This is a genomic window from Longispora fulva (assembly GCF_015751905.1).
GTDB classification, from domain to species: Bacteria; Actinomycetota; Actinomycetes; order Mycobacteriales; family Micromonosporaceae; genus Longispora; species Longispora fulva.
The window spans coordinates 5,228,406-5,245,842 of record NZ_JADOUF010000001.1; the positions used below are offsets into that span (position 1 = coordinate 5,228,406).

The 17,437-nt window shown below is 70.8% G+C and carries 18 protein-coding genes; 7 read left to right on the forward strand and 11 right to left on the reverse strand.

Going from position 1 to position 17,437, the window contains the following annotated elements:
* Nucleotides 1-22 precede the first annotated feature (22 nt).
* From IW245_RS23410 to hrcA, 6 genes are all read right to left on the reverse strand, one after another.
* Nucleotides 23-1,057 carry a PhoH family protein gene (locus IW245_RS23410; RefSeq protein WP_197005315.1) on the reverse strand — a complete coding sequence of 345 codons (1,035 nt, stop codon included), beginning with the start codon at nt 1,055-1,057 and terminating at the stop codon, nt 23-25.
* Nucleotides 1,058-1,181: 124 nt separating this feature from the next.
* On the reverse strand, nt 1,182-2,528 hold the full coding sequence (locus IW245_RS23415; RefSeq protein ID WP_197005316.1) for a serine hydrolase domain-containing protein: 1,347 nt from the start codon (nt 2,526-2,528) through the stop codon (nt 1,182-1,184).
* Between the two features lie 48 nt (nt 2,529-2,576).
* A complete protein-coding gene (locus IW245_RS23420; protein WP_197005317.1) occupies nt 2,577-2,912 on the reverse strand; it encodes a histidine triad nucleotide-binding protein in 336 nt (111 codons plus the stop codon).
* 108 nt (nt 2,913-3,020) lie between these two features.
* The gene (locus tag IW245_RS23425) at nt 3,021-3,725 is read right to left on the reverse strand and encodes a 16S rRNA (uracil(1498)-N(3))-methyltransferase (protein WP_197005318.1); all 705 of its coding nucleotides are present in this window, start codon (nt 3,723-3,725) and stop codon (nt 3,021-3,023) included.
* 195 nt (nt 3,726-3,920) lie between these two features.
* A complete protein-coding gene (gene dnaJ, locus IW245_RS23430) occupies nt 3,921-5,039 on the reverse strand; it encodes a molecular chaperone DnaJ (protein ID WP_197005319.1) in 1,119 nt (372 codons plus the stop codon).
* 12 nt (nt 5,040-5,051) lie between these two features.
* Entirely contained in the window at nt 5,052-6,083 is a 1,032-nt protein-coding gene (hrcA, locus tag IW245_RS23435) for a heat-inducible transcriptional repressor HrcA (protein WP_233473150.1), read from the reverse strand.
* 131 nt (nt 6,084-6,214) lie between these two features.
* On the opposite strand from hrcA, the gene IW245_RS23440 reads away from it, so the two are divergent.
* Nucleotides 6,215-6,643: a DUF4870 domain-containing protein gene (locus IW245_RS23440; RefSeq protein ID WP_197005321.1), complete on the forward strand. Its 429-nt coding sequence runs from the start codon at nt 6,215-6,217 to the stop codon at nt 6,641-6,643.
* A gap of 53 nt (nt 6,644-6,696) precedes the next feature.
* Nucleotides 6,697-7,260 carry a DUF4870 domain-containing protein gene (locus IW245_RS41745; protein ID WP_197005322.1) on the forward strand — a complete coding sequence of 188 codons (564 nt, stop codon included), beginning with the start codon at nt 6,697-6,699 and terminating at the stop codon, nt 7,258-7,260.
* Here IW245_RS41745 and IW245_RS23450 read toward each other — a convergent pair.
* Both IW245_RS23450 and IW245_RS23455 read right to left on the reverse strand, forming a co-directional pair.
* On the reverse strand, nt 7,250-8,089 hold the full coding sequence (locus IW245_RS23450; protein WP_197005323.1) for a hypothetical protein: 840 nt from the start codon (nt 8,087-8,089) through the stop codon (nt 7,250-7,252). The two genes, IW245_RS41745 and IW245_RS23450, sit on opposite strands and share 11 nt — an antisense overlap.
* Before the next feature lie 11 nt (nt 8,090-8,100).
* The gene (locus IW245_RS23455; protein WP_197005324.1) at nt 8,101-8,877 is read right to left on the reverse strand and encodes an enoyl-CoA hydratase-related protein; all 777 of its coding nucleotides are present in this window, start codon (nt 8,875-8,877) and stop codon (nt 8,101-8,103) included.
* 19 nt (nt 8,878-8,896) lie between these two features.
* Between IW245_RS23455 and hemW the strand changes: the two genes are divergently transcribed.
* Complete coding sequence (gene hemW, locus IW245_RS23460; protein ID WP_197005325.1) at nt 8,897-10,090, forward strand: radical SAM family heme chaperone HemW; 1,194 nt, start codon at nt 8,897-8,899, stop codon at nt 10,088-10,090.
* 156 nt (nt 10,091-10,246) lie between these two features.
* On the opposite strand, the gene IW245_RS23465 is transcribed toward hemW, so the two are convergent.
* Complete coding sequence (locus IW245_RS23465; RefSeq protein WP_197005326.1) at nt 10,247-11,326, reverse strand: NADH:flavin oxidoreductase/NADH oxidase; 1,080 nt, start codon at nt 11,324-11,326, stop codon at nt 10,247-10,249.
* A gap of 76 nt (nt 11,327-11,402) precedes the next feature.
* On the opposite strand from IW245_RS23465, the gene IW245_RS23470 reads away from it, so the two are divergent.
* A complete protein-coding gene (locus tag IW245_RS23470; RefSeq protein WP_231398908.1) occupies nt 11,403-11,726 on the forward strand; it encodes an ArsR/SmtB family transcription factor in 324 nt (107 codons plus the stop codon).
* Between the two features lie 52 nt (nt 11,727-11,778).
* Here IW245_RS23470 and IW245_RS23475 read toward each other — a convergent pair whose 3' ends face one another.
* Nucleotides 11,779-12,771 carry a coiled-coil domain-containing protein gene (locus tag IW245_RS23475; RefSeq protein WP_231398909.1) on the reverse strand — a complete coding sequence of 331 codons (993 nt, stop codon included), beginning with the start codon at nt 12,769-12,771 and terminating at the stop codon, nt 11,779-11,781.
* 3 nt (nt 12,772-12,774) lie between these two features.
* Complete coding sequence (gene lepA, locus IW245_RS23480; RefSeq protein WP_372445221.1) at nt 12,775-14,637, reverse strand: translation elongation factor 4; 1,863 nt, start codon at nt 14,635-14,637, stop codon at nt 12,775-12,777.
* Between the two features lie 90 nt (nt 14,638-14,727).
* Here lepA and IW245_RS23485 point away from each other — a divergent pair, with 90 nt between their 5' ends.
* The 3 genes from IW245_RS23485 to IW245_RS42340 all read left to right on the forward strand — a co-directional run bounded on the left by IW245_RS23485 (nt 14,728) and on the right by IW245_RS42340 (nt 17,403).
* Nucleotides 14,728-15,696, forward strand: a complete 969-nt coding sequence (locus tag IW245_RS23485; RefSeq protein ID WP_197005329.1) for a phosphotransferase — start codon at nt 14,728-14,730, stop codon at nt 15,694-15,696.
* A 185-nt stretch (nt 15,697-15,881) separates the two neighbouring features.
* Nucleotides 15,882-16,148: a 30S ribosomal protein S20 gene (gene rpsT / locus IW245_RS23490; protein ID WP_197005330.1), complete on the forward strand. Its 267-nt coding sequence runs from the start codon at nt 15,882-15,884 to the stop codon at nt 16,146-16,148.
* 103 nt (nt 16,149-16,251) lie between these two features.
* Entirely contained in the window at nt 16,252-17,403 is a 1,152-nt protein-coding gene (locus tag IW245_RS42340) for a thioredoxin-like domain-containing protein (protein ID WP_197005331.1), read from the forward strand.
* Nucleotides 17,404-17,437: the final 34 nt, after the last annotated feature.

Genomic DNA, 17,437 nt, shown 5'->3' on the forward strand with positions numbered 1-17,437 from the left:
GTGTGCTCTAACTCCTGCTTGTCTAGCGCCGACGCCCCTGCTGCCGGGCGGGCAGCGGGTGCGGTCGGGCCTCCTGTCGCGCGTCGTCCCACTTGGCGTACGCGTCGACGATGTCGCCGACCAGCCTATGACGTACCACGTCGGAGCTCGCGAGCTGGGCGAAGTGCACGTCTTCCACGCCTTCGAGGATCTCCCGGACGACCCGCAGGCCGCTGTGCGTCCCGTTGGGCAGGTCGACCTGGGTGACGTCGCCCGTCACCACGATCTTGGAACCGAAGCCGAGCCGGGTGAGGAACATCTTCATCTGCTCGGGCGTGGTGTTCTGCGCCTCGTCGAGGACGACGAACGCGTCGTTGAGCGTCCGGCCCCGCATGTACGCCAGGGGTGCGACCTCGATCGTGCCGTTCTGCATGAGGCGCGGGATCGACTCGGGATCGATCATGTCGTGCAGCGCGTCGTACAGCGGGCGCAGGTAAGGGTCGATCTTGTCGTAGAGCGTGCCCGGCAGGAAGCCCAGCCGCTCGCCGGCCTCCACGGCCGGCCGGGTCAGGATGATCCGGGTGACCTGCTTGGCCTGCAACGCCTGGACGGCCTTGGCCATCGCCAGATACGTCTTACCGGTACCGGCGGGGCCGATGCCGAACACGATCGTGTGCTCGTCGATCGCGTCCACATACCGCTTCTGGTTGAGGGTCTTCGGGCGGATCGTCTTGCCGCGCCGGGACAGGATGTTGAGGGTCAGCACCTCCGCCGGCCGCTCCTCGCCACCGCCCTCGATCATGCCCACCGTGCGGCGGACAGCGTCTGCCGTCAAGGGCTCGCCTTTCTCGATGAACTCCAGCAGCTCGGTGAAGACCCGCTCGGCCAGGGCGTTGTCGGCCGGCTCGCCGGTGAAGGTGATCTCGTTGCCCCGGACGAGCACGTCGCTCTTCAGGGACTTCTCCACGAGTTTGAGCATTTCGTCACGGGGACCCAGCAGCTGCACCATCCAGCTCGGGTCGCTCACGGTGATCTTGGACTGAACCCGCTGCGCCGCGGTAGGGGGTGTTCCGGACATACGTTGGCCCGTAGGGGCCTGTCCCACCTGCTCTCCCTGCCCAGGGCCGGCACCGGCCGGCCGCCTCTGATGCACCCATGGTATCGGGAGAACCCCCGGGCGGCCCGCCTGATTTTCCCGCCGGTCAGGAAAAAGAGCCCCCGGTGAAGTCCTGCTGGTCGCGGCTGAACCGGTACGTCGCCCAGTGCATGGCGACCACGGCGCCCGACGCGTCGCGGGTCAGCCGGAGCAGCTCGCCGACCTCGCGCCCCGACACGGTGCGCAGCACGTCCACCGACCGCGGCTCGAACACCGCCGGCGCCCGGTCCACGGGCACCCCGGCCGCCCGGGCCACGAGCCGGCCGTCCTCCCAGCGGAACACGTGCTCGAAACCCTCGCCCCACCACCGGCCGAGAACAGACCGGAATTCTTCGGGTACCGGCCCGGCCGGCGACCACGGCTCGACATCCGCCGGATCCGCCTCCACGGCAGCGCCCAGCAGCTCGTGCGCCAACTCCAGCACCACGGCCCCGTTGCCGGCGGATCCGAGGGTGGCGGCCCCCATGCCGCGCGGGGCCCCGGGGCCCCGCCGGCCGTACGCCGCGGCCAGGAAGCCCGGCATCGCCCCGTCGTGGCCCACGTGCACCACCCGGTCGCCCTGCGGCACCACGATCAGGCCGAGCCCGAAGGCCGCCAGCCAGGCCTCGGCGTCACTGGTCGTGACCGGCCAGCGCGCCTCCTCCATCGTCGCCTCGGCCAGCACGGAGCCGGTCGGGTCGACACTCGCCGGGTCGGCCAGGAACGCCGCCCAGCGGGCCAGGTCGCGCGCCGTGCCCCACAGCTGCGCGGCCGGGGCGATCCCGCCGGACTCCAGGCGGGGCTCGACGCGGGCATGGTCGGAGTACGCGTCGACCTGGTAGCCGGTCACCGCCGTGTCCGTCGGCTGCACGGTGACGCCGGTCAGGCCCAGCGGGGTGAGCACGAGGTCGGTGAGGACCTCGGCCCACGTGCCGCCGCGCAGGGTCGCCACGGCCTGGCCGACGAGCGCGAGGCCCAGGTTCGAGTAGTGGAACCGGCGCGCGGACGGCAGCACCTGCTCGGCCCGGTGCAGCTCGGTCAGCAGGGTGTCGATGTCCGGCACGTTGAGGGTGTCCCAGACGTCGCCGTCGGGCTCGCGCTGGATGCCGGAGGTGTGGCTGAGCAGCCGCCGGTACGTGTGCTCCCCGTGCGCGCCCAGCCGCAGGTGCTTGCCGACCGGGTCGTCGAGGTCGAGCAGCCCGGCGTCGCGGGCCTGCAACGCCAGCACGGCCGTGAACGTCTTCGTCACCGAGCCGATCCGGAACTGGCTCGCGTCGTCCAACGGCCGGTCGGTGCCCGACCCGCCCACCGCGAACGTCCAGTCGGGGCGGTCGGCGCGCACCACCGCCGCCTGCACCGCCGGAACCCGGCCCTCCGCCTGCGCACCGCGGACCCGCCGCTCCAGCTCCTTCATGCCGGCGACGCTATCAGCCGACGGCGGCTGGTCGATAACGGTCAGATCTCAGCCCAGGTGCCCCAACGCGCGCCCGCCGAGAACGTGCAGGTGGACGTGGAACACCGACTGGCCGGCCTCGGCACCGGTGTTGGTCACCAGCCGGAACGAGTCCAGCCCGTCCGCCTTCGCGACCTGTCCGGCGGCGGCCACCAGCTCGCCGGCGAGGGCCGGGTCGGCGGTGGCGAGCTCGACGGCGTTGTCGTAGTGCGTCTTCGGGACGACCACGACATGGGTGGGGGCCTGCGGGTGGATGTCGCGGAAGGCCAGCAGGTGCTCGGTGTCGAGCACGACGGTGGCGGGCAGTTCGCCCCGGACGATCCGGCAGAACAGACAGTCGGTCACGGAACCCAGGGTATCGGCCCCACCGATCACCGGGTACCGGGGCGACCGGCGAGGGACGCGGAAAGGTTACCGGGACGTCGGCCCGGGGCTGCCGCGGCAGCCACTCGTCTACCAGCGGCCGAGCCGGGCCGACAACACCGACAGCGCCGCCACCCCGGCGGTCGAGGTGCGCAGCACGTTCGGCCCCAGCCGGACCGGGATCGCCCCCCGATCGGCGAAGTCGAGCACCTCGTTGGAGTCGATGCCGCCCTCCGGGCCGACCACGAGCGTGATGTCCCCGGCCGGCAACGGCACCGTGGACAGCGCGATGTCCGCCTCCTCGTGCAGGACGAACGTCGGCGTCACCCCGGCCGTGCCGCGCAGCTCCGACACTGTGGGGAACCAGGCCCGCCGGGACTGCTTGGCCGCCTCCCTGGCCACCGACCGCCACTTCTCCAGCGACTTGGCCGCCCGCTCGCCCTTCCAGTGCGTGATCGACCGGGACGCCTGCCAGGGCACGATCTCGTCCACCCCGACCTCGGTCATGGCCTGCACGGCGAGCTCCGCGCGGTCGCCCTTCGGCAGTCCCTGCACCACGACGAGCCGGGGGGCGGGGGCTTCGGTGAAGAAGCGCTCCTCCACGCGTACCCCCAGAGCGCTCTTGGCGACGTCGACCACGACGCACTCGGCGGTGGCCCCGGCGCCGTCACCCAGCAGCAGCCGCTCGCCGACCCGCAGCCGCTGCACGTCGGCGGCGTGCCGGCCCTCGGGTCCGTCCAGGGTGAACCGGTCGCCGACCGGCAGCTCCTCGACCCAGAACAACGCCAGACTCACGCGCACTCCTCCGCTCGGGCCGGCGACCCAGGTCGGGCACCGGTGGCCGCCCCGCGACCACCCGCGAGGATAACCCGCCCCCGGCCCCGGAACGCGCCGACGACGCGACCCGGCGGGGCAGCGCACAGGCCCGCCGACGCGAACGGGCCCGGGCGACCAACGAAGGTCACCCGGGCCCGGACAGCCGCACGGCTCCTACTTGAGCGCGTCCTTCACCCGCGAGAAGAACCCGCCGCCCTGCTTCGTCACCTCGACCAGCTCCTCGCCCCGCGACCGCGCGAACTCGCGCAGCAGCCGCTCGGACTCGCCGTCCAGCTTCGTCGGGGTCTTCACGTCCAGGTGCACGTATATGTCGCCCCGGCCGTTGCCGCGCAGGTGCGGGACGCCCTTGGCGCGCAGCCGCAGGTTGCTGCCCGGCTGGGTGCCCGGCCGGATGTCGATCAGCTCCTCGCTGTCCAGGGTCTTGATCGTCAGCTGGGTGCCGAGCGCCGCGGCCGTCATCGGCACGGACACGGTGCAGTGCAGGTCGTCGCCCTTGCGGGTGTAGACCTCGTGCCGGCGCTCGTGGATCTCCACGTACAGGTCGCCGGCCGGGCCGCCTCCGGGACCGACCTCGCCCTGCCCGGAGAGCCGGATCCGCATGCCGTCCTCGACGCCGCCCGGGATCTTCACGGTCAGGTTGCGCCGCGACCGGACCCTGCCGTCGCCGTTGCAGGTCGCGCACGGGCTGGGGATAACGCTGCCGAAGCCCTGGCACGCCGCGCACGGCCGGGCGGTGACGACCTGGCCGAGGAACGTGCGCTGCACGCTCTGCACCTCGCCGCGGCCCTGGCAGACGTCACAGGTCACCGGGGTGGTGCCGACGGCACAACCGCCGCCGTCGCAGGTCGCGCACACGATGGCCGTGTCGACGGTCAGCGGGGCCTCCAGGCCGAACGCCGTCTCGTGCAGGTCCAGCTCGAGCCGCAGGACCGCGTCAGCACCCGCGCGCACCCGCGAACGCGGGCCCCGGCCGGCCGAGTTGCCGAAGAAGGCGTCCATGATGTCCTGGAAACCGACGAACGGGCTGCCGCCCGGAGGCATGCCGCCGCCGTTAGGCGCGAGCGGGTCGCCACCGAGGTCGACCATCTGGCGCTTCTGCGGGTCGGACAGCACCTCGTAGGCGGCACTGATGTCCTTGAACTGCTCCTGCGCCTCTGGGGCCGGGTTGACGTCCGGGTGGAACTGGCGGGCCAGCTTCCGGTACGCCTTCTTCAACTCGTCCTGGCTGGCGTCCCGGCTCACGCCCAGGATCGCGTAGTAGTCCTTGGCCACTGTCGTCCTAACTCAGTTTTGGGAGTTCTGGGCGAGAATCTCGCCGACATAACGGGCCACCGCTCGGACGGTGGCCATGGTTCCGGGGTAGTCCATCCGGGTGGGGCCGAGGACCCCGAGGCCCCCGACGGCTGTCGTGCCGGGGCCGTAACCCGTGGAGACCACCGAGGTGGAGCGGAGGTCGACGAACTCGTTCTCGTCGCCGATCAGGACCCGGACCATGCTGGAGGAGTCGGACTCGCCGATGAGCTTGAGCAGCACGACCTCCTCCTCGATGGCCTCGAGAATCGGCATCAGCGAGCCGGGGAAGTCCAGCGCGCTGCGGGTCAGGTTGACGGTGCCGGCGAGGGCCAGGCGCTCCTCGCCGCGCTCGACCAGTGTCTCCAGGAGCACGGTCGACAGACTGATCATGGCCGGGCGGAGGTCGAAACGCACCTCTTCGACCAATGCCTGCACCAAGGTCGGCGTGTCGACCAGTTTCTTACCGACCAGCTTCTCGTTGATCTGCCGCCGCAGGGCCATGATCGACTCGTCGTCGGTCGGGCCCGGCAGCTCGCACAGCCGCTGCTCGACCCGGCCGGTGTCGGTGATCATGACCAGCATGATCCGGGTGGTGCTGACCGCAATCAGCTCCAGGTGCCGCACGGCGCTGCGGGTCAGCGACGGGTACTGCACGACAGCGACCTGCCGGGTCAGCTGCGCCAACAACCGGACAGAACGGTGCACGACGTCATCGAGGTCGACCGAGCCGTCGAGAAAGCGCTGGATGGCCCGCTTCTCCGCGGGGCTCATCGGCTTGATCCGGCTGAGCTTGTCGACGAACAGCCGGTAACCCTTGTCGGTGGGCACCCGCCCGGCGCTGGTGTGCGGCTGGCGGATGTAGCCCTCCTCCTCGAGGACGGCCATGTCGTTGCGCACTGTGGCGGAGGACACCCGCAGGTTGTGCCGCTCGACCAGCGCCTTGCTGCCGACCGGCTCCTGGGTGGCGACGTAGTCTTCGACGATCGCGCGCAGAACGTCCAGTTTCCGCTCATCCATCGGCACGCGCATCACCTCCCTGGCACTCCCGTGGCGTGAGTGCCAGTCTACGACCGCTGACAAGTCATGTGCCGACTCAGCTGTCAGCTTGCTGTCAGCTGACAGACTTCCGTGATCACGACCACTAGGTTGTCGGCATGACTCAACCCCCACCGCCTGGGTACGGGTACCCCCCGCCACCCCCGGCCAACTCCGACGACAAGACCTGGGCGCTCGTCGCCACGTTCGGTGCTGCCGTCGGCGCGTTCATCTCCTGCGGCGTGCTCGGTTTCGCCGGCCCGCTCGTGGCGTATCTGGCGAAGGGCAAGGAGTCGGCGGCCGTCCGCTCGACCTCGCTCGCCGCGCTGAACTTCCACGCCCCGCTGAGCGTCGCGGCGTTCGTGCTCGGGATCATCGAGCAGTGCGGCGGCCGGGTGCCCTACGTCGGCTGGCTGGTCTCGATCCTCGCCGGTCTCGTCGCGCTCGTCGTCTTCGTGGGCCAGATCGTGTTCGGCATCATCGCCGGCATGAAGGCCAACGAGGGCCAGCCGTACAGCTACCCGTTCAACTTCAATTTCATCAAGTAAGTAGGCCTGGCGCAGGGCTCCCCTACCGGGGAGCCCTGGCCTACCCTGACGTCGTGGCTGACAACGATCCCGATTTCCCCGTCACCGGCCCGCCGTGGAACCCTCCGGGTCCGGCGGTCCCTCCCGGCGGCTACCAGGTGCCTCCGCCCGGCTATCGGATGCCCCCGCCACAGCTCCAGCGGCAGGCCCCCGGCACCGGCTACGGGCACGGCGGCCCGGCCGACCCCTCGGATCCGGCCTACTCCGGCCCGGCCCCGACCCGCCAGGAGATCTCCGACTCCGCCCTGACCCACTTCCTGGGCCTGCTGGGCATCCTCGGCCCGATCCTGATGTACGCGCTGAAGGGTTCCACCTCGCGCTGGGTCAAGGCCAACGCCTCGGAATCGCTGAACTTCCACATCTCGATGATCTTCTGGTCGCTCGGCTGGGTCATGGTGTCGATGCTGGCGGCCTGCGGGCTCGGCGCCATCACCCACGGGTTCGGCTTCCTGCTGATCTTCGTGCTGATGTTCGTCCCGTTGCTGGTGTCGGTCACGTTCTCGGTGCTCGCCGGGATCGCGGCGAACAAGGGCGAGTTCTACCGGTACCCGTTGACGATCCGGATGATCAAGGGCTGACCTCGGCGGTCACGGTCTCCGTGCCGTTCGCGTCCTTCTTCTTCGTCCAGGACCCGTCCTTGGCCGTCCACTCCATGCCGGCGTAGCGCACGGCGCGCACCCCGTGCTCCTCGGCGCGGGCGACCAGCCAGTGCGCGTACTGCCAGCCGGACTGGGCGTCGCGCGGCTTGAGGTCCATGGTCGTGGCCTTCGTCGCCCCGGCCTGGCCCCAGTCGGCCTTGAGCGCGTCGGCGAGGGCCGCGACGGCCACGGCGCCCTGCTGCTTCGGGTCGCCCGGCAGCGTGCACGCCACGGCCTGCCCCGCCGAGCCGCCGAGCGCCCTGGTGAGGATCTCGGACTTCTCCACCCACTGCTCGTACAACTCCGGGTGCGCGCTGACCTGCACGGCCTGGGCGGCGTCCGTGACGCGCATGTCCTGCCAGCCGGGCACCTTGACCAGCTTGTCGTAGAACTTGCCGCTCGTGTACCGCTGGTCGGCGATCTGCTCCGGGGTGCCCCAGCCCATGCTGGGCCGTTGCTGGAACAGGCCGATCGAGTCGCGGTCCCCGCCGGTCAGGTTGCGGATCTTCGACTCCTGCCAGGCGGTGGCCAGCGCGACGACGACCGCCCGCTCGGGCAGCTTGCGCCGGATGCCCACCGCGGCGATGGTCGCGGCGTTGGCTAACTGGTCGGCGTCGAGGACCACCTTCCCACCGGCGGTCACCGTGCACGACTTGGTCGAGACCGGGATCTTGAACTTCTCACCGAAGTACTGGGCGACGAAATAGCCGCCGGTGCACATCACGAGCACAGAAATGACCAATACGGTGAGTAACGTCCTGACCCGCATGGGACACCACCCTACGCGGAACGCCGGCCCTCCGGCACCCACGAGGGGACACGCTTCTCGGCGTACGCGGCCACACCCTCGCGGCCCTCCGTGGACAGGAAATATCCGGCGGACAGGTCGGCGAGTTCCCGCAGCCGCTCACGGACCGGAGTCCTGAGCAGTCCCTTCGCGCCGGCCAGCGCGCCCGGGGCGCCCAGGACGAGCGCGTCGAGGTACCGGCGGACGGCCGGATCGAGGTCGGACTCCGGCACGGCGGCTGTCACGAGTCCGACATGCTCGGCCCGGTGCCCGTCGAACACCTCGCCCGTCAGGTACAGCTCGGAGGCCGCACGGGGCGTGAGCCGGGGCAGGACGGTGGCGGAGATCACCGCCGGGATGACCCCCAGCCGGACCTCGGTGAACGCGAACGTCGCGGCCGTGGTGCACACCGCGATGTCGGCGGCGGCGATCAGGCCGAGGCCGCCCGCGCGGGCCGGGCCGGCGATCCTGGCGACGACCGGCTTCGGGGCCTCCACCAGGTCGGCGAGCAGGTCCACGAGCGCCGCGGCGGGCACCTGGCCGGACTCGCGGGCCGCAGCGGTCTCCTTCAGGTCCGCCCCGGAGCAGAACACCGGGCCGGCGTGGTCGAGCAGGATCACCCGGACCGCGTCGTCGGCCAGCGCCGCGCGGAGAGCGTCGGTGAACTGCCTGATCAGGGGCGTCGACAGCGCGTTGCGGTTGCCCGGGCTGTCGAGAGTGAGCGTCGCCACGCCCTCGGCGGCGGCGTACCTGACGAGTTCTTCGGCCATGACCGGCACACTAGTGGTTATGCCAGGCGTACTCCCCTCCGGCGCTCCCGTCCCCACGGACGGCTCGCTGCCCCCCGCTGCCCTTGCCGCCGCAGGTTCATCCGGTTTCGGGGTGTATGCCCATGTCCCGTTCTGCGCCTCCCGGTGCGGCTACTGCGACTTCAACACCTACACGCCAAGCGAGGGCGTGACCCAGACCGGCTACGTCAACCAGGTCCTCGCCGAGCTGAAGCTCGCCTCCCGGGTCCTCCGCGGGCCCCGGCCCGTGTCCGCCGTCTTCGTCGGCGGCGGCACCCCGACCCTGCTGCCGCCGTCCGAGCTGGGCCGGCTGCTGGAGAAGATCGACGCGACCTGGGGTTTCACCTCGGACGTGGAGATCACCACGGAAGCGAACCCGGAGACGGTCGACCCGGTCATGCTCAAGGAGCTGCGCTCGGCCGGCTTCAACCGGATCTCGCTGGGCATGCAGTCCGCGGCCCCGCACGTGCTGGCCGTCCTCGACCGCAAGCACAGCCCCGGCCGCGCCGTGCAGGCCGCGCAGGAGGCCCGGGCCGCCGGCTTCGACCATGTCAACCTCGACCTGATCTACGGTACGCCGGGCGAGCGCCCCGAGGACTTCGCCGCCTCCCTGCAGGCCGTCCTCGACGCCGGCGTCGACCACGTCAGCGCGTACGCCCTGATCATCGAGGACGGCACCCGGCTGGCCGCCCGGATGCGCCGCGGCGAGCTGCCGTACCCGGACGACGACGTGGCCGCCGACCGCTACCTGGCCGCGTCGTCCACCCTGGAGTCCGCCGGCCTGCACTGGTACGAGGTCTCCAACTGGGCCCGCCCCGGCGGCGAGTGCAAGCACAACCTGCTCTACTGGCGCGGCGGCGACTGGTGGGGCCTCGGGCCGGGCGCGCACAGCCACGTCGGCGGGGTGCGGTGGTGGAACGTGAAGCACCCGAACACGTACGCCGCCCGGGCCGCCGACAAGGTGTCCCCCGGCGTCGGCCGGGAGCTGCTCACGAAGGAGGAGCGCCGGATCGAGGACATCATGCTCCGGCTGCGCCTGGCCGAGGGGCTGCCGCTGGACCTGCTCGACGGGGCCGGGCTGGCCGCCGCGCACCGCGCCGTCGAGGACGGGCTGCTGACTCTGGCCGAGGACCGCGCGGTGCTGACCCTGCGGGGCCGGCTGCTCGCGGACGCGGTGATCCGGGACCTGACCTGACCGGCCGCCGGCCGAACCCGGCCCGGCCCGGCCGGGTTCGGCCGGCCCGGCCATCCGGCCCTCCGGCCGGTGATCAACTACACGTAGTTGCGCTTTCCGCAGGGTCGGAAGCCGCAAGAGCGTGTAGTTGATCACGGGTGGGAGGGTGAACCCGGGTCAAACCGCCCAGGCGTACTGGGCCGGCCACGAGGCCGCCACGCCCAGCGCCGCCGCGGCGCGGTGCGGCCAGTGCGGGTCGCGGAGCAGTTCACGGCCCAGGAGGACGGCGTCCGCCTGGCCGGTTGCCACGATGTCCTCGGCCTGCTTCGGTTCGGTGATCAGGCCGACCGCACCGACCGGCACCCCAGCCTCGGCGCGCACCCGCGCGGCGAACGGCACCTGGAAGCCCGGGCCGGTGACGACCTTGGCGTCCCGGGCGATCCCGCCGGAGGACGTGTCCACGAGGTCCACGCCGTGCTCGCGGAGCAGCCGGGCCAGCTCGACGGTGTCATCCACTGTCCAGCCCTCACGGGGGTCATCGAGATTCTCGGTCAGCCAGTCGGTCGCCGAGGTGCGGTAGAACACCGGCAGGTCGGCCGGCCACGCGGCCCGGACCGCGTCCACGACCTCCAGCGCGAACCTGGCCCGGTTGGCGAAGGACCCGCCGTAGGAGTCGGTGCGGTGGTTGGTGTGCGGGGAGAGGAACTCGTGGATCAGGTACCCGTGCGCGCCGTGCACCTCGACCACCTGGAACCCGGCGGCCAGCGCCCGGCGCGCGGCGGCGCCGAAGTCCGCGACGATCCCCCGGATCTCCTCGACGCTCAGCTCGCTCGGGGTGCGCAGCCGGGCGAACGCCTCGGCGCTGGGCGCGACCGGGGTCCAGCCGCCGTCGGCGTCGGCGACCGTCGGGGCCTCGACCCACGGGGCGGTCGTGGAGGCCTTGCGGCCGGCGTGCGCGAGCTGGATGCCGGGGACCACGCCCTGGCTGGTGAGGAGGTCCACGATCCGGGTGAACGCGTCACCCTGGGTGTCGTTCCACAGCCCCAGGTCCGAGGGCGTGATCCGGCCCTGCGGGTTGACCGCCGTCGCCTCGACCAGGATCAGGCCGGCCCCACCGGCGGCCCGCGCGCCCAGGTGGGCGAGGTGCCAGTCGTTCGGCACGCCGTCCACCGCGCTGTACTGGCACATCGGGGCCATCCAGATCCGGTTCGGGATGGTGAGCGATCGCAGGGTGATGGGCTCGAACAGGGCGCTCACGGCCACTCCTTGAAATACGACGTTCCTCGTACTACGACGAATCTGAAACTACCACGACTGTCGTACTATGGAAACCATGTCGCCGCGAGCACTGCCCCACCCCGCCACGGACGAGATCACGCTGGAGGCGGTGCTGCACGCGCTGGCCGACCCGGTCCGGCTCCGGATCACCACGATGCTGGCCGAGGGGCACGAGGACATGGCGTGCATCGCGTTCGACCTGCCGGTGACGAAATCCACGACCACCCACCACTTCCGGGTACTGCGGGAGGCCGGCGTGATCGCGCAGCACTACCAGGGCACCTCGAAGATGAGCACCCTGCGCCGCGACGACCTGGACGCGCTGTTCCCCGGGCTGCTGTCGAGCGTGCTGAGCGCGGCGGCGCGGCAGGCCAACTGACGAGGCCCTGGTGCCGTCCGACGACGCCGACCAGCAGCTGGTCGGTCGTGGCCTAGCGGATCGACAGGTGAACGTGGTTGGTGTGCACGGCCGCCGGGCCGCCGCTGCCGGAGTACGACCGCCAGCCGGTGCCCGGCATCCAGATCTGCCGGTACCAGATCACGTAGAGCACCGCGAGCCGGTCGGCGTTGGCGATGTACCAGGCCGCGAGCCGGTTGCCGTACTCGCGGTCAGCGCCCTGGGCGTCCACGTCCTGGAACCCGGTCGCGTTGGCCGCCCAGTCACACGCCCGGCCGCGCGGGTGCTCCCCGCCGTCCTCGTTGGACCGGTAACACGAGACGAAGTGGTCGAACCCGGCCTTCTTCGTCTCCTGGTACGCGTGCAGCGTCCGCGGCGAGACGCACCCGCTCGTGGTCGGGTCCTTCACCGTGCAGCCCTCAGGCGGCCAGCTGCCGTCCGGGTTGCGCGGCGCGGGCACGGCGTTGGCCGGCAGCTCGCCGAACCCGAGGGTCGGGTCGCCGCCGCCGGCCGAGCGCAGGGCCTTGAGCGCGTCGTCCTGGCGCTTCTTCAGCTCCTTGAGCTGGCTCTCCTGCTCGTTGATCGCCGCGTCGAGGTCCTTGCGCTGCTGGGCGAGCTTGGCCTGGGCGTTCTTCAGGTCGGTGATCGCGTGCGCGTCCCGTTCGGACATGTAGCGCATGGTGGCCGCCGACTGGAGGTAGCTGTCGGCGGAGTTGCTGTTCAACAGGACATTGAGCTCACTCGTCGTCCCACCCTTGTACTGCGCCGCCGCGAGCCGCCCGACCGCCACGCCCAGGTCCTTGACCCTGGCCTCGCTGGTCGTCACCTCGCCCGACAGCTCCACCTGGCGCTTCTTGGCGTTGGCGATGGCCGTCTTCGCGTCCTGGTACCCCTTCGAGGCGTTCTCCAGGGCGTCGCGCAGTTCCTTCGTGCCGCCCTCGGGGTCGGCACTCGCCGGAGCCCCGATCAGAAGGGTGGCCGCCATGACGGCGGCCATCAATGCGGCGACGCGACGACGTAATGACATGGGTTACTTTTTACCAGCCGACTTGTCCGGGGCGTCACTGGTGCTCAGCGCTGCGATGAAGGCCTCCTGCGGAACCTCCACCCGGCCGACCATCTTCATGCGCTTCTTGCCCTCTTTCTGCTTCTCGAGCAGTTTGCGCTTCCGGGTGATGTCACCGCCGTAGCACTTCGCGAGGACGTCCTTGCGGATCGCGCGGATGTTCTCCCGGGCGATGACCCGCGAACCGATCGCCGCCTGGATCGGCACCTCGAACTGCTGGCGCGGGATCAGCTTCTGCAGCTTCGAGGTCATCGAGACCCCGTAGGTGTAGGCCTTGTCCTTGTGGACGATCGCGGAGAACGCGTCGACCGGCTCGCCCTGCAGGAGGATGTCCACCTTGACCAGGTCGGCGACCTGCTCGCCCGAGGGCTCGTAGTCCAGGGAGGCGTAGCCCTTCGTCCGGCTCTTGAGCTGGTCGAAGAAGTCGAAGATGATCTCGCCGAGCGGCAGCAGGTACCGCAGTTCGACCCGGTCGGCCGACAGGTAGTCCATGCCCTGCAGCACGCCGCGCCGGCTCTGGCACAGCTCCATGATCGCGCCGACGTAGTCGTTGGGCGCCAGGACCGTGACCCGCGCCACCGGCTCGGAGACGGAGGCGACCTTGCCCGTCGGGTACTCGCTCGGGTTGGTGACGACGATCTCCTGGCCGTCGTCGGTGGTGACCTTGTAGACCACGTTCGGGGCGGTCGCGATCAGGTCCAGGCCGAACTCGCGCTCGAGCCGCTCCTGGATGATCTCCAGGTGCAGCAGCCCGAGGAAGCCGCACCGGAAGCCGAAGCCCAGCGCCGCGGACGTCTCCGGCTCGTACACCAGGGACGCGTCGTTCAGCTTCAGCTTGTCCAGGGCCTCGCGCAGCTCCGGGTAGTCGGAGCCGTCGAGCGGGTACAGGCCGGAGAAGACCATCGGCTTCGGGTCCTTGTAGCCGCCCAGGGCCTCGGTGGCCGGCCGCGAGTTCAGGGTGACCGTGTCGCCGACCCGGGACTGGCGGACGTCCTTCACGCCGGTGATCAGGTAGCCGACCTCGCCGACGCCCAGCCCGGGGTGCTTCTGCGGCTCCGGGGAGCTGACCCCGATCTCCAGCAGCTCGTGCACCGCGCCGGTGGACATCATCTTGATCCGGTCGCGGGCCGTGATGTGGCCGTCGATGACCCGGATATAGGTGATCACGCCCCGGTACACGTCGTAGACCGAGTCGAAGATCATGGCGCGGGCGGGCGCGGCGGCGTCCCCGACCGGCGGGGTCATCTGCCGGACGACCTCGTCGAGGAGGTGCTCGACGCCCATCCCGGTCTTACCGGAGACCCGCAGGCAGTCCTCGGGCTCGCAGCCGATCAGGTGGGCGAGCTCCTCGGCGTACTTCTCCGGCTGGGCGGCCGGCAGGTCGATCTTGTTCAGCACCGGGATGATCTTGAGGTTGTTCTCCAGCGCCAGGTACAGGTTCGCCAGGGTCTGCGCCTCGATGCCCTGCGCGGCGTCCACCAGCAGGATCGCGCCCTCGCAGGCGGCCAGGGACCGGGACACCTCGTAGGTGAAGTCCACGTGTCCGGGCGTGTCGATCATGTTCAGGACGGCCTGGTAGCCGGCCTGCTCGCCCTCCTTGACCGTCCACGGCATCCGGACGGCCTGGCTCTTGATCGTGATGCCACGCTCACGCTCGATGTCCATCCGGTCGAGGTACTGCGCCCGCATCTGCCGAGGGTCGACCACACCGGTCAGCTGCAGCATCCGGTCGGCAAGGGTCGACTTGCCGTGGTCGATGTGGGCAATGATGCAGAAGTTCCGGATGTATCCGGGTTCCGTCGCGCCTGGGTCGAGCTTCACTGGCACGGTGTCCTCGGGTCGATGGGCGTGGGCTGTCTCCGATGATCCCACAAACCGCGTGGCACCCCGGCTGGTGGCTGGTGCACGATCATGACCATGCGCAACCCCGCCGTCGACTACACCGCCACCGCGGTCCGCCCGGCATGGGATTCCCTGCCGGAATCCGTCCGTTCCCTGGTCTCCGACCGGCTCGGCGGACCGGTCACGTCCGGCCCGTCCGCCGGCGCCGGCTTCTCCGGCGGATTCGCGGCCGTGGTGCGCGGCTCCGGCCAGTTCTTCGTGAAAGCGGTCAGCGAGACCGACAGCCCCCACATCGCCGCCAACTACCGGCGCGAGGCCGTGATCAACCAGGCCCTTCCTTCCGGGGTACCGGTCCCCCGCGTGCACTGGATCGACCAGGTCGACGGCTGGGTCGTCCTCGCCCTCGACCCGGTCGACAGCGCCCGGATGCCCGGCCTCGACGACCTGGACCGGGTGCTCGCCTCCTGGCACGGGGTGATCGACGCCCTGGCCACCCCGTCCCAGGCGCTCCTCGACGTGGGCCTGAACACAGCCGAGGACGACAACGGCCCGGCCTTCGCCGGCTGGCGACGGATCGCCGCCGGGGAGATCCCCTCATCGATCCTGGGCGACTGGTTCCCCCGCGAACTGATCACCCCACTCGCCGTACTGGAGGACGGCTGGGCCCCGGCCACCGCCGGCACGGCCGTCGTCCACCACGACCTGCGGATGGACAACGTCGTCCTCGACGGCGAGGGCGCCCCGTGGTTCTGCGACTGGAACTGGCCGGCGCTCGCCGCCAGCTGGCTCGACCTGCCGCCGCTGCTGGTCCCGGCGTTCGCGGCGGGCCGGGACACCTCGGCTCTGCTCGCCGCCCAGCCGTGCATGACCGGCGTGTCCCCGGAACAGGTGGACGCGCTCCTCGCGGCCGTCGCCGGATACTGGCTGGTGGCCGGCTCGCACGACTTCATCCCGGCGTCGCCCTGGCTGCGCCAGCACCAGACGTGGTCCGGCGAGGCCACGGTGCGGTGGATCGCCCAACGACGGGGCTGGACGCTGAACTAAGCTCCTGACCTGGGGTTCCGTCCAGGTGTCCCCGGCCTGGGTCCGGGTCTGAGTTGGGCTCATTTTGGCCCCAACGGCGCGGGCTGGTAACCTTGCAATTCGCGCGTGCCCATTCGTGGATCTGATCCGTGAGGACGGCGTGCGTTTGGTAAATGACCCGACTCACAAGACCGAGGCTGTGTCGCGTGGCGAATATCAAGTCCCAGATCAAGCGCAACCGGCAGAACGAGAAGGCTCGCCTGCGCAACAAGGCGGTCAAGTCTTCGCTGAAGACCGCCATCCGTAAGTACCGCGAGGCGGTCACGGGCGGCAACGTCGAGGCTGCTGGTGAGCTCCTGAAGGACGCCACCCGCAAGCTGGACAAGGCTGCGAGCAAGGGCGTCATCCACAAGAACCAGGCCGCGAACCGCAAGTCGTCGATCGCGACCGACTTCGCCAAGCTGTCTGCCTAGTCAGACCTCTACTGAGCCGTCCCAGCATCGCTGGGGCGGCTTAGTGTCGTTTCCGCCACACTGCACTGTCCGGTTCTCCCCCGTCCGGTACTAAGATGCGGCGGTGACGACGCCTTCGCAGCCGCAACCTGACCCGTCCGCCGTCCCGGCACCGCCCGAGGGCGGCGTTCCGCTGTACTGGCCGGAGAATCAGGCCCCGGCGTCAGCTCCGGCCCAGGCCGGGCCCGCGCACCAGCCGCTGTGGCCGGCCGAGGACCCCCAGTCGCCCCTGATCCCGGGCCCGCCCGTGCCGAGTCCGCCGTCGGGGAGCCCCACCTGGTACGTGCCCGGGCAGGACGAGGTCGGCTCCCCCGCGCAGCCGGGCTCGTCGCAGGAGATCCTGGGGCACGCGTCGCAGGTGACAGGACAGGACTGGGCGGGGCAGCAGCCGGCACAGACCGGAGCGTCCCCGTGGCAGTCCAACCCCTACGCGGCTCCCGCACCGGGAGCCGACCCGTACGCCGCAGCGCCCTACGGGGCGCAGCCTGCCGCACCGTATGCCGCGCCGTATGGGGCGCAGCCGGGGGCCTACGGCTCGCCGTCCGGGCCCTACGGCGCGGGTCAGGCCCCGCCGTACGGGCAGCCGGCCTACGGGACGCCCGGCTACTCGCCGCAGCAGCCCCCCGGCCGGTCCGGCGTCAACGTCGGTCTGGTCGTCGGGCTCGTCGCCGTGACGCTCGTCATCGTCCTGCTCGGCTCGGCCGCGCTCGTCTGGGCCCTCAACCGCGACTCCACCCCGACCGGTCAAGGCACCCCGACCGGGGCGATCACCGGCCTCGTCGACTACCGGACCACCAACCCCGGCGCGCTGACGCAGAACCACACCACCGACCCGGTGACCTACCCCATGTCCCCACCGGCCGGCGGCCCGCACTTCCCGGTCTGGCAGAACTGCATGGGCGACGTGTACACCAAGAAGATCACTTCGGAGAAGGCCGTGCACAGCCTGGAACACGGGGCCGTGTGGATCACCTACGACCCGCAGCGGGTGGGGGCCGCGGACGTGGAGAAGTTGGCTGCGAGGGTGCGTGGCGTGGAGTACACGTTGATGAGTCCTTTTCCGGGGCAGGGGCCGAAGATCTCGATCCAGGCCTGGGGGTACCAGCTCGGGGTCGACAGCGCGAGCGACAAGCGGATCGGCCAGTTCCTGCAGAAGTACCGGGTGACGGCCAGCCTGGAGCCCGGGGCGGTGTGCTCGGGCGGGGCTACCGAATAGGGGGCGCCGGGGGTGGTCTGCTAGTCTTTCCGAG

What these genes read in the sequence shown, in the direction of transcription:
- IW245_RS23410 (WP_197005315.1), bottom strand. Translation starts at nt 1,057, where the DNA reads ATGTCCGGAACACCCCCTACCGCGGCGCAGCGGGTTCAGTCCAAGATC.
- IW245_RS23415 (WP_197005316.1), bottom strand. Translation starts at nt 2,528, where the DNA reads ATGAAGGAGCTGGAGCGGCGGGTCCGCGGTGCGCAGGCGGAGGGCCGG.
- IW245_RS23440 (WP_197005321.1), top strand. Translation starts at nt 6,215, where the DNA reads ATGACTCAACCCCCACCGCCTGGGTACGGGTACCCCCCGCCACCCCCG.
- IW245_RS23450 (WP_197005323.1), bottom strand. Translation starts at nt 8,089, where the DNA reads ATGCGGGTCAGGACGTTACTCACCGTATTGGTCATTTCTGTGCTCGTG.
- IW245_RS23455 (WP_197005324.1), bottom strand. Translation starts at nt 8,877, where the DNA reads ATGGCCGAAGAACTCGTCAGGTACGCCGCCGCCGAGGGCGTGGCGACG.
- hemW (WP_197005325.1), top strand. Translation starts at nt 8,897, where the DNA reads ATGCCAGGCGTACTCCCCTCCGGCGCTCCCGTCCCCACGGACGGCTCG.
- IW245_RS23470 (WP_231398908.1), top strand. Translation starts at nt 11,403, where the DNA reads ATGTCGCCGCGAGCACTGCCCCACCCCGCCACGGACGAGATCACGCTG.
- IW245_RS23475 (WP_231398909.1), bottom strand. Translation starts at nt 12,771, where the DNA reads ATGTCATTACGTCGTCGCGTCGCCGCATTGATGGCCGCCGTCATGGCG.
- IW245_RS23485 (WP_197005329.1), top strand. Translation starts at nt 14,728, where the DNA reads ATGCGCAACCCCGCCGTCGACTACACCGCCACCGCGGTCCGCCCGGCA.